This is a genomic window from Kutzneria kofuensis (assembly GCF_014203355.1).
Lineage (GTDB): Bacteria > Actinomycetota > Actinomycetes > Mycobacteriales > Pseudonocardiaceae > Kutzneria > Kutzneria kofuensis.
The window spans coordinates 4,042,332-4,053,598 of the sequence record NZ_JACHIR010000001.1; the positions used below are offsets into that span (position 1 = coordinate 4,042,332).

At 71.6% G+C, this 11,267-nt stretch carries 7 protein-coding genes; 3 read left to right on the forward strand and 4 right to left on the reverse strand.

The window, feature by feature from the left end; genetic code table 11:
• Positions 1-54: 54 nt before the first annotated feature.
• On the forward strand, positions 55-1,245 hold the full coding sequence (locus BJ998_RS18635) for a hypothetical protein (RefSeq protein ID WP_184863372.1): 1,191 nt from the start codon (positions 55-57) through the stop codon (positions 1,243-1,245).
• Positions 1,245-4,850 (forward strand): glycosyltransferase, encoded by a 3,606-nt coding sequence (locus BJ998_RS18640; protein ID WP_184863374.1) that lies wholly within the window; start codon positions 1,245-1,247, stop codon positions 4,848-4,850. Before BJ998_RS18635 ends, BJ998_RS18640 begins: the two co-directional genes overlap by 1 nt.
• Here the strand turns inward: BJ998_RS18640 and BJ998_RS18645 are convergent.
• From BJ998_RS18645 to BJ998_RS18655, 3 genes are read right to left on the reverse strand one after another with little or no spacing between them, the layout of a single operon-like run.
• Positions 4,847-6,787 (reverse strand): glycosyltransferase, encoded by a 1,941-nt coding sequence (locus BJ998_RS18645; RefSeq protein ID WP_184863376.1) that lies wholly within the window; start codon positions 6,785-6,787, stop codon positions 4,847-4,849. The genes BJ998_RS18640 and BJ998_RS18645 overlap by 4 nt on opposite strands.
• Entirely contained in the window at positions 6,784-7,788 is a 1,005-nt protein-coding gene (locus BJ998_RS18650) for a hypothetical protein (protein ID WP_184863378.1), read from the reverse strand. Before BJ998_RS18650 ends, BJ998_RS18645 begins: the two co-directional genes overlap by 4 nt.
• A 25-nt stretch (positions 7,789-7,813) precedes the next feature.
• Positions 7,814-9,133: an alginate O-acetyltransferase AlgX-related protein gene (locus tag BJ998_RS18655; RefSeq protein WP_184863380.1), complete on the reverse strand. Its 1,320-nt coding sequence runs from the start codon at positions 9,131-9,133 to the stop codon at positions 7,814-7,816.
• A 445-nt stretch (positions 9,134-9,578) separates the two neighbouring features.
• On the opposite strand from BJ998_RS18655, the gene BJ998_RS18660 reads away from it, so the two are divergent.
• Entirely contained in the window at positions 9,579-9,956 is a 378-nt protein-coding gene (locus tag BJ998_RS18660) for a hypothetical protein (RefSeq protein ID WP_184863382.1), read from the forward strand.
• Positions 9,957-10,512: 556 nt separating this feature from the next.
• Here the strand turns inward: BJ998_RS18660 and BJ998_RS18665 are convergent.
• Positions 10,513-11,244, reverse strand: coding sequence for a GNAT family N-acetyltransferase (locus BJ998_RS18665; protein ID WP_184863384.1), 732 nt, complete (start codon positions 11,242-11,244; stop codon positions 10,513-10,515).
• Between the last annotated feature and the right edge of the window lie 23 nt (positions 11,245-11,267).

Consider the following 11,267-nt stretch of genomic DNA (forward strand, 5'->3'; position numbering starts at 1 on the left):
GGGCCTCCGGCACAATGGCCCCCAGACGCGAGACGTGATCCGGAGGGTGTGGAGATGTCCTGGCAAGAGGAGCTGCAGCAGCTCGACAGCGAGCTGGCCCAGGGCCGGGTGACTCCAGAGGACTACCGTCTGCGTCGGGACCAGCTGCTGGGCGTCGCCCAGGGGCAGCAGCCGCAGACGCCGCCGGGGGGCCAGCCCCAGCAGCCGGCGGCCGAGCAGCCGCCGCAGCAGAGCAGCCCGTTCGGCCAGCCGTTCCGCTGGCAGCCGCCGGCCAACCAGCAGAACCAGACGCCGCCGGAGACTCCGTCCGAAAGCACCCAGGTGCTGCGGCCGATCACCGACCCGCCGGCCGGCGACAACGCGGAGCGCACGCAGGTGGTGCGCAACACCGGCGGTGACAACGCCGAACGCACCCAGGTGGTGCCCAACACGGGCGGCTTCGCGCAGGGTCCGCAGACCCCGCCGCCGTGGCAGTCGATGCCGCAGCAGCCGGGCATCGGTCAGCAGCCGCAGGAGTACGGCGCGGCGCCGTGGAGCAACGAGCTGCCGCCCGACTTCGGCAAGGCCAGCTGGCCGCTGCAGGGCCCGGAGGTGTTCGACAGCGGCAAGAGCGGCAACAAGACCGGCAAGATCATCGCGATCGCGGTGGCGGTCGTGCTGGTGCTCGGCCTCGCCGGCGGCATCTACTTCTTCACCGCCGGCTCGAGCAACAACGCCACCACCACGACGTCGACCAGCGCGAAGCCGACGACCACCACGTCCACGCCGCCGCCCCTGCCGGCCGGCCCGTTCGTCCAGGTGCCGGGCAAGCAGGTCTACAACGTCAACTACTCCATCGCGGACGCGGTGACCAACCACGCGCCGACGGAGCAGGAAGTCGCGCTGCTCAGGAACAACGGCGCCATCCAGGTGGCCGGCGTCGTGACCCAGAACGACGCCATGCACGAGGGCATCTGGGCGTTCCAGGCCGGCACCGGCGTCGACCCGAAGGCGATCCTGAACGCGATCGACAACTTCTACGCCCAGTCCAAGTACACGCAGGTGACCAGCGGCATCCCGACCGGCGTCACCGCCCGGACGCTGCCGGCCAGCGGCCCGGACGGCCAGACGGCGTTCCGCGCGCACTACATCACCAACGGCTACGTCGTCCGGGTCGAGGCGTACGGTCCCGACGCGGCGGCCGCGGAGAAGGCGTTCCGGGACCTGCTCAAGACCGAGACGCAGAAGTACGCGCCTGCCTCGTGATGTCGGGTGAGATCGGCTATGCCGACGGCGCGGAGTCCGAGGTCCTGCTCGCGCTGAAGGCCGCGGAGGACATCAGCGCGGGGTCGACGGAGCTGGCGGCGAAGGTCGACTCCTGGGAGACGGCCTACCACTTCTCGCCGCAGCGGCTGGGCCTGCTGGCGCCGCTGCGGCTGCGGCCGGAGCTGCGCGCGGTCGACCTGGGCTGTGGCACGGGCGTGCTGACCCGCGCGCTCGGCGAGGCGGGCCTGGATGTGCTCGGCATCGAGGGCACGGAGGATCGCGCGGCGGCGGCTCGGGAGCGCTGCCGGGACCTGCCGAACGTGCGAATCGTGCGCGGCGAGATCGAGGGCGAGCTGGCCGCTGTGAGCGGCATGGACCTGGCGGTGCTGTGCGGGGTGCTGGAGTACAGCACCCGCTTCGGCGCGGGTCCGGAACGGTTGCTGGCCGGCGTTCGCAAGGCGCTGTCCGACCGCGGCGTGGTGGCGCTGGCGATCGAGAACCAGCTCGGCGTCGGCTATTTGCTCGGCCGGCCTGAGGATCACCACGGCAAGTCCTGGGTGGGCGTCGCCGACTACCCGGGAGCCCAACCGCAGGCCCGCACGTGGACGCGACGGAAGCTGGCTTCGCTGCTGGCCGACGCCGGCCTCAAGGCGCAGCGCTGGCTGCTGCCGTACCCGGACTACAAGCTGCCGCGCGTCGTGCTGAACACGGCGTTGTTCGATCGTCCGGACGCCCCCGAGCTGGTGGAGAAGCTGGTCCGCGACCCGCTGCGCGGTGCGTTCGGCGGTGGCCGGATGGCGGCCCCGGTGCGTGAGCTGTACCGGGCGGCGGTGGCCGAGGGTTTCGGCGTGGAGGTCGCCCCCTCGTTCCTGGTGCTCGCGTCGGCGTCCGAGGAACCGCTGGACGAGTTGCTCGACCCGAGCCTGGCCTGGCTGGTGAGCGCCGGCCGCCGGCCGGAATGGCGGCGCACCCGCGGACTCGGCCGCGACCTCGTGCTGACATCGGGCACTGCCCGCAGCTCGAAGCGTGACTGGTTGCGGCAGCAGACCGTCCTGACGGAGTCCTGGCTCGCCGGCCGTCCGCTCGACGCCTGGTTGCTGGATGCCCTGCGGGTCGGTGACCTGGCGGAATGTCGCCGGCTGGCCGCATTGTGGCAGCGGACGGTGCTCGCCGAGGCTCGCCCACTGGCCGCCGATGACGAGTTGCACCCCTACCTGCCGGGGCGCGAGGGCGTGGCGGTGCTGCCACCGGATCACCTGGACGTGCACCCGGGCAACCTGATCATCACCCCGAACGGCCGCGTCGGGCGGGTGGACCGCGAATGGTTGGCCGGCACCGGAGTGGATGCGGAGTTGGCGCAGCTGCGGTCGCTGCTGGAGTTCGCGAACGATCTGTACGACAGCGGCGCGCCGCACGTCTGGGGCGACGCGGCCACCGTCCGCGATCTCACCCGTGGCCTGGCCGGACTGGTCGGGCTCGAAGCAGTGGCCGATGAGCGTTGGACCGAACTGGTCGAGGCCGAGGGCGTGCTCCAGTGGCTGGTCGCCGGCACGTCCGCGGCGGCGACCGTCAAGGCGCTGCACGAGCGGGCGAGCCGGCCTCGCCCGGAGCCGCTGTGGTCGGTCGAGGGCGGTCTCGACGGACTCGTCGCCGAGCGCGATCATCGCAAGCGGGTCGAGCAGAGCCTGCGCGACGTCACCGCCGATCTCGAACGCCACCGCCAGGTTCTCCTCGACGTCACCGCCGATCTCGAACGGCACCGCCAGGCGCTGGCCGACGCGCATGCCCACGCCGAGGACCTCGGGGGACGGCTCGGCATCTCCGAGCAGGAGCTGTCCGTGGCCCGTGCCGAGGCCGCGCGGCTGGACCGCCGGCTGGGCCTGGTCTTCGCGGAACTCGCGGATGCGGCGCTGGAGGCCGAGTGGTCGCAGGCGCGCGCCGCGGAGTTGGAGCAGCAGGCGGCGCAGGTCGCCGATCGCCTGTCGAAGACCCGGGCCCGCTTGGACGCGTTGGAGAACGCCAAGATCGTGCGCGCGGCGCACCGCTACCTGTGGCCGTCGGCGCGGATTGCCCGGGGCATGCGGGACATCGCGCTGGGTCGGGCCGGCGATGAGGGCGACGCCGTGCTGCGGCGGTCCGGTCCGCTGGCCGGTGTGTTCGGGGCCCGGATGCGCGAATCGGCGCGGCCGAAGCGTGAGGCGGAACTCCTTTACCTGGTGAACGTGCCGGAGAAGCCGGTCGCGGTCGGCCGCGGTCAGGTGGTGGACCTGGACGGCTGGGTGGTCAACGCCGGCATCGCGGTGAAGGACGTCCGGGTACTGTTCGAGGGCACCTGGCACGTGGCGAGCCTGGGCCACTCACGGCCGGATGTCGTTGCCGCGCTTGGGCCTTCGGTCGTGCGCACGCCCGAGGGCTGCGGCTTCCGGGTCCGGCTGCCGCTCTCGCCGGTCGCCGCGCCGGTGGACAAGCCGCTGGCGCTGGGCGTGCTGCTGGTGGACGGAACGCTGCTGCGGCGCGAACTTCCGCCGCTGCGACTCGTTCCGTCCAATTTGGACCCGGTGACGGTGTCGTGGCCCGGCAGCGGTCCGAAGGTCGCGGTGTGCATGGCGACCTACCGGCCGGATCCGGCTTTCCTTGCCGCGCAACTGGATTCCATCAAGGCCCAGACGCACGACAACTGGGTGTGCGTGCTCAGCGACGACAACTCCGGTCCGGAGTCGGTCGCGGTCATCCGCCGGCTGATCACCGGCGACGACCGGTTCGTGCTCGTGGCCCACGAGGACAACGTCGGCTTCTACGCCAACTTCGAGCGCGCTCTGGCCGCCGCGCCGTCCGACGCGGACGCGGTCGCGCTGGCCGACCAGGACGACGTGTGGGACCCGGACAAGCTGGCGACGCTGCTCGCCGCGCTGGAGGGCCACGGGCTCGCCTACTCGGACATGCGGCTCGTCGACGAGGACGACACCGTGGTGGCCGGCTCGTTCTGGCAGGACCGCCGCAACCAGTGGACGGACCTGGAGGCGTTGCTGCTGCTCAACACCGTCACCGGGGCGTCGAGCCTGGTCGACGGTCGGACGCTGCGTGAGCTGGTGCTGCCGTTCCCGCCGGGCACGCCGTCGGCGTTCCACGACCAGTGGACCGCGGCAGTCGCGCTGGCCGACAGCAAGCTGGCATTCGTGGACCGCGCCCTGTATTCGTACCGGCAGCACGGGCAGGCCGTGACCGGCCACCGTCAGGAGCGGCTGGACAAGGGGTTGCCCGGCCGTATCGGCATGGCGCTGCTTGCCTTGGGACGCAACGAGGTGCTCACCGCCGAGCAGGAGGCACAGCTGGAGGCCGTCGCCGAGTACGAGCTGCGCCGGGTCGCCCAGTTCGCGACGACGCTGCTGCTGCGGGTGGACGGCATGACCGCCGAGGACCGCGAGCGGCTGACCGAGCTGAGCGAGGTGGAGAACCGCCGCGCGCCGCTGCTGAAGCTGGCTGCCCGCGCTCGGGAGGAGACCGCGGGCGCCGAGCGGTTCCTGCTCAGCGCCGCCCTGCGCTGGCACGCGCTGCGCCGGTCCCGCGCGAAGATCCCGCCGCTGGTGCCGCCGAGCATCGACTAGCTGGTAGCGCCTGCTTTGTGGGCCGGCAGCGCCCCGCAGTCGGCGATCACGCCCTCCATCTCGGCGCGGAACGCCGCGGCGGAGAACTTGGTCCGGCACACCTCGACGAGCGCCTGCTGGATCTCCGCCCAGAGCACGTCGTCGGTGAGCATCCGGTCGCACAGCTCGACGATCTCGGCCGGCGACTCGCCGACCAGGTGCCGGGCCATCCAGCCCAGGTGCAGGCCCTCGCCGCCGACCGGGGTGGTGACGAACGGCAGTCCGGCCGCCATCGAGTCGACGAACTTGATCTTCACGCCGGCGCCGTAGCGCATCGGCACCACGTGCAGGCGCGCCTTGGACAGCCACACGCCCGGGTCCGGCACCTTGCCCAGCACCTCGATGTCGTCACGGGCCAAGGCACGCACGGCCGGCGACGGATCCGCGCCGATGACCCGCAGCCGGAGGCCGGGGTGCCGGCGTGACAGCTCCGGCAGCACGTCGTCGACGAGTTCCAGGACCGCGAACTCGTTGGGCGTGCGGGGCGTGTTGTCGAAGCCGCCGAAGAACGCCAGCCCGTCACGGCCCTCGAGACCGGGCACCTCGCCGGGCAGGTTCGCCGGGTAGCAGGCGACGTGCACGGAGGTGTCCGGCGCGATGCCACGGGCCCAGCGCGCCTCCTCCTCGCTCACGCAGACGGCCACGTCGGCCCAGTTGAAGGCGTGTTCCTCCTGCTCACGCAGGTGCCGCGCCTCGATCGCCAGCCGGCGGCGCTCCGCCGACGTCAGCGCCGTCTCGAAGTACTGGCCGGGGCGGCGGTAGAACAGCGCCTCGGAGTCGTAGACCTTGACCGCCTGCGGCTGCGACTTGGAGATCGTCAGGCCGACCTGGGCGAAGTTGTGCGGCCGGAACACCACGATCACGTCGTACAGGCCGGCCCGCTCGGCCGCCCAGCGCCGGGCGTCGGTGACACCCCACACGACCTCGATTCCCTTGGCCTGCAGGCCCGGCGCGTACTCCTCGGCGCGCTCGGGCGAGTAGGCGTAGAAGGTGACGCGGGCGTTCGGGTCGGCCAGCCGCCAGGCGTCGACGACGGCCATCGTGCGGGGGTCGCCGCGGCCGCGGTCGGCCTGCGGCACGCGGTCGTCGATCAGCAGCACCCGATAACCGGCGTTGCGGTCGCGCAGCCAGAACTTGTGGTGCGCTCGCTCCGGCTCGTCGAGACCGACGACGTCCGGGCGGTCGACCAGTTCCTGCGGCCAGCGGCGGAGGAAAACCTTGTGGTTGAGCCGCATCAGCTCCATGGCACGGTCGGTGGTGCTGCTGCCGTGGCGGGCGTGCACGACCTTCGACCGCGGGTCCAGCCACACCGTCCAGCCCAGGGCCTTGAGCTGGACCTGCAGGTCGACGTCCTCGAAGTAGGCGATCTCGTAGTCGGCGCTGAAGCCGCCGGCCTGGTTGAAGGCGCTGCGCCGCATCAGCAGGCAGGCCGCCGACGCGTAGTCCACCTGGCGCGCGAACATCTCGTGCTCGGGACCGTCCCAGGCACGGCACCAGCCGTCGCCGCCGATGATGCTGCCGGCCTCCTGAACGGTGCCGTCGGTGTTGAGCATGACCGGCGCGACCGCCGCCACCTCCGGCCGCTCGTCGAGCACCGCCAGCAGCGGCTCCAGCCAGCCCTCGGTGACTTCGACGTCGGCGTTGAGGAAGCACACCAGCTCGGTCTTCGCCTGCCGCACGGCCAGGTTGCAGCCGGCGCCGAAGCCGAGGTTGCGGTCCATGCGCAGCACGGTCGCGCCGGTGAGGTTCTTGGCCAGCCACTCGCCGGTGCCGTCCGGCGACGCGCTGTCGGCGACGATCACCTCGTACGGCTGCGGGGTGTGTTCGGCCAGCTTCCGCAGGCAGTCCACGACGAGCTCGCGGCCCCCGTAGGAGACCAGGACGAACGTGATCCTCATGCCCGCCTGATCTTCCCGTAGGTGTCCCGGAGCGGCTGCGACCAGCGCAGCAGCTTGGTCTGGCGCAACGCGTTCAGCTCGCGGTGGTCCTCGGCGGCGCGGGCCAGCGCCTCCCGGTGCAGGTGGCGTTCGTGCTCCAGCTCGGCCCGCAGCCGCTCGACGGCCTCGGAATCGTCGGCGGCCATCAGCTTGTCCACCAGGATCTGGCGCTCGTGCAGCATGCGGTGGCGCAGCCTCGCGTGGGCGTGCCGGAGGGCCGCGTTCTCGGCGGCGAGGTCGGCGATCCGCCGCTTCAGGTCGCCGCCACGTTCGACCAGCGCGGCCTCGGCGGCCTCGGCGAACTCGTCGATCTGGGCCCGCGCCTGCTTGGCGAGCATGCGGACGTCGATGACCGGACCCTGGACGGGCGTGCCCAGCGCGGCGGCCGTGGCGGCGACGTACGGGTCGTCGGTGACGACCTTCTTCGCCGAGGCGATCGCCGCCAGCTTGTCCTCGACCACCACGTCCTCGGGCAGTTCGATGCCGTCCGGGCCGATGACGTAGTCGCCCTCGGGCAGCTCGCCGAGCTGGCGGAGCTGAAGTGTCCGTGCCGCAAGGATTTCCGCCGGCACCAGGGTGTCCGCCAGCACCGCGAGATTGACCGTCACGGTCGGGAGGTCCATGGCGAAGAACGGCTCGGCCGCCGACGTCCCGTACAGGGCGGTCAGGTTGGTGCCACGGGAAAAGGTCGCGCACAGGATGCTCAGGTGCACCGCGTCGGCGATCTGCTGGAGGCGCTCGGGCGTGTGCTCGCCCAGCGGCTCCGCGACCAGGCCGCCGTCAGCCACCGAGGGCCGGCTCCAGCCCAGCGGGGCGTAGTGCGTGACGCGCCAGCCGGGCAACCGGGTCAGCAGCTCGCGTTCCAACACCCGGGGCACCACCTGGTCGCCGAGCCCCGGCAGGTCGCTGCTGCCCCACAGGGCGATGGCGCCGACGGTGGTCGGTCGGGACTCTGCACGCACGTCGGGCACTGTACCGAGTGGCCTTTCAGCGTTTGGGATGCGCGGCCAACTGCTGGACGATCGTGTTCAGCACTGCCGGCTGGGTCAGCGGGCTGATACCCGAGGCGACGTTGCGCTCGACGACCTCGAGCACCACTGTGTCGCTGTCCACCATGCGCTGCGCCTCCGCGCTCGGGTCCTGCTGCACCACCGCGCTCGGCGTGAGGGTGATGTCGCCGAACGCCGCCGCGAGGAAGGGCATCGCGTAGTTGGTGAACGAGTCCGTGACCATCGCCGTCTTGCCGGCGACCATGCCGTTGACCGGGTTGTCGGTGTGGAAGGTCAGGGTGTTGTGGGTGTCGAACGGCCCCTGCTGCGTCCGGTCCACGCCGCCGTCGGGGGCCAGCCGGTAGGTGTGGCTGGTGTCGGTCCCGGTGCGGGTGATCATCGGCGGCAGGTCGGCCGGGCCTTCCACCTTGGCCCCCTCGGTGACCCGCCACGGCACGTCGATGCCGGGGCTGATGGCGCCGGCCAGCGCCCTGGTCATGATCAGGCCGCCGGCGTAGGTCCAGTGCGTGTCCTGCGGGAAGTACGCGGACGAGCCCAGGCGGGCCAGGGCCGGCCTCAGGTCGACGGCGCCGGCCTCGGCCGTCACCGCGGACCAGAACTTCGCGCTGTAGGCCAGCGCGCAGGACTTGCCCGGGTATTGGTCGGGCAGGTTCTCGGGCACCGCCGTCGACTTGTCCGGCGGCACCAGCAGCACGAACTTGCGTCCGGACTGCTCCACCGCCGCGCGAAGCTTGACCAGGCTCGAGATGACGTCGTCGAGCGGCTGCTGCGGCTGGCACTTGCCCTGCGTGTCGTAGCCGAAGTACAGCCAGTTGTTCTTGCCCTCGATCACCCGTGGGTAGCCGGCGATCGGCGGCGGCTCGTTGTCCAGCGGCTGCGATCCCGGGGTGGACGAGCCGACCGTCGGCGGGGGCCCGGCGGCGATCGGGCCGCTCGTCGGCTGCGACGGGTCGCCGCTGTCCTGGTTGGGCGGCTCGCCGAAGATCGAGCGGCTGATGCCGTCCGTCAGCTTGATCGCCTGCTCGCGGAAGGAGAGGTGGTCGGTCGCCCACGGGCCCAGTTCGGTGAAGAAGGACCAGCCGTCTCCGATGCTCGGGAACGGGTGCAGGGCGCGGTTCTCGATCGACGGCGGCGTGCCGAAGATGGTGAGGCCGAACAGCGGTGTAACGAAGAAGACGACCGCCGCGATCAGGGCGAAGCGCTGCTTGCCGTGCCGGGGGCGGTAGAGCGGGTGGTCGTCCGGCAGCCACGACTCGTGTCGGCTGATCGGCTGCGTGTCCTCGCCCGGCTCCCCCACGGCCAGCACGATAACCCAGCGCCGGCGGCCGCCGGGGCCGGTACGGTGACCCATCGCACGCGACGTTCTCCCGTGCAGATGGCGGCCCTAGATCGCTCGACGGGTGGTCACGTATTACCGGCAAATATGTGATCCCGATCACTTCAGAATGGGTTCAGCAGCCGAGCGTGACAGGAAACGTCCAAGACGGTCAAACCGCGCTACACACAGTGTTTAACTGTGAATCTGTCAACGACCACTGTATTCCCCAAACGGGTGAATCCCTGTCACCTTGATGTCGAAGGTTCGTCGGTGCCAAGGGGCCGGCGAAGGTGGGGGCCACACCTTGGAGGCAGCTGTGGCGTTGCAGGTGGCAGCGTTGGTGGCGGTCGGTTTGGTGCTGTTGGTCCGCGTAGTGGTCGCCACGTACGACCGCCCGTCCAACCCGTCCGACCGGTAGCCCACCATGGACGGCGTCCTGGGCAAGCTCGCCGAGCTGCGCGACCGCGGCTTCCAGTTCATGAACATCCCGGACGAGGACGGCCGGCTGGACCGGATCATGGGATACCGCCAGCTGCGCGGCTTCGTCGACACCATCCTGTTCCGCTCCGAGCACGACGCCAAGGCCGGCCGTATGCCCGCCGTGCACGACTCCACCCAGCCCGGCAAGGCCGTGTGGCTGTTCGAGGGCAGCCTCGCCGAGGCCATCGACCGTTTGCTCGAACTCCCCCCGCCCGGCGCCCCGGCCGCGCCCACCCTGTCCGGCTCCGCCGCCGCACCGGACCTCGTGCCCACCCACCTCAACCCGTTCCGCATCTGGACGTCCCAGGAGGGCATCGCCTGACGCTAGGTTCGGCGGCATGTCGTCTGGGCAGGTGCCGTTGTGGGTGCCGGTGGTGGTGGCGTTACTGGGCCTGGCCGGTGTGCTGGGGGCGCAGCTGATCGCGGGGTGGCGGGAGAACCAGCGGTGGCGTCGCGAGACCGAGCGCGAGGAGCTGCGGTGGAGCCGGGAGCGGGAGAAGGACCGGGAGAACCGTAGCTACGAGGGTCGGGCCAAGGCGTATGCCGAGGTGATCGGGGCGATCGAGTCGTTCGACTGGGTGCTGTACGACGCCCGCCGCGCGTTACGGGAGGGCGGGACGGTGGACGAGGCGTCGGCCGCGGACCTGCGGAAGGCGACCGCGCAGGCCCGGAGCGCGCTGGGGGCGGTGAACGTGCACGCGCCGGAGCGGATCCGGGCGATGTTGCGGGAGTCGCTGGTGCGCAGGTCGACGCTGGCGACCAAGCTGCTGGCCAACCGGCACGGCGAAGAGGAACGGGTGCTGTGGCGGGAGGCCCAGCGCGAGTACAAGATCATGCGGCGGGCCATGCGCGAGGACCTGGGGCTGGACGCGGAGCCGTCACCGGGAGATGTGCAGGACGCGGCCGGTGGTCCGAAAGCCGACACGGGTGTAGACGCGGGCGGCGTGGTCGTCGGCAGCCATCAGGAAAGGGACCCGCACGTCGAGGTCGCGGGCGGCCAGGACGAGGCGGGCGGTGATGGCGGCGGCGATGCCGCGGCGGCGCCAAGTGGGGACGACGCCGATGCCGGCGAGTTCGGCGACACCGTCGATGGGCACGGTGACGAACCCACCGCCGATCGGCTCGCCGGTGGCTGACCGGGCCAGCAGCGCGAAGCCGCCGCGGTCCCGGGAGCTGGCGTGGCTGGCGACGTCGGCCGGGGTGGGCGGCGGCTCTCCGTAGGCGAGGTTCAACGCGGTGGCCATGGCGAACACGGTGTCGTCGGAGTCGGCGGGAACGAGCTCGACACCGGCGACCAAGGGCGGCTCCACCAGGTCGGACATCGTCATCAACGGCAGCAGGCCCTCGGCGACGAAACCGGCGTCCTCCAACAAGGGCCGCACATGGGGGCTGACGCTGGGCAGGTATTCCAGGCGCGGCTTACGGTCCCGGTCGAGGAAGGCGCCGATCAGCGCGGCGACGTCGGAGGCGGTGGGCCGGGCGTCGTCGTCGGGCACGGCGTAGTTGGCGTACGGATTGGCGCGGTCCGCCGAGAACCCGGCGACGAACGGGCCGATGCGGACGCCGTCGCGGCGGCCGGCGCGCAGGTAGGCGGCGATCTGGGTGTCCATCGGTTCCACAGTATGAGCGCTGG

Excerpts from the sequence above, each read along its gene's own strand:
- BJ998_RS18635 (WP_184863372.1), top strand. The coding sequence starts at position 55 with ATGTCCTGGCAAGAGGAGCTGCAGCAGCTCGACAGCGAGCTGGCCCAG.
- BJ998_RS18640 (WP_184863374.1), top strand. The coding sequence starts at position 1,245 with ATGTCGGGTGAGATCGGCTATGCCGACGGCGCGGAGTCCGAGGTCCTG.
- BJ998_RS18645 (WP_184863376.1), bottom strand. The coding sequence starts at position 6,787 with ATGAGGATCACGTTCGTCCTGGTCTCCTACGGGGGCCGCGAGCTCGTC.
- BJ998_RS18660 (WP_184863382.1), top strand. The coding sequence starts at position 9,579 with ATGGACGGCGTCCTGGGCAAGCTCGCCGAGCTGCGCGACCGCGGCTTC.
- BJ998_RS18665 (WP_184863384.1), bottom strand. The coding sequence starts at position 11,244 with ATGGACACCCAGATCGCCGCCTACCTGCGCGCCGGCCGCCGCGACGGC.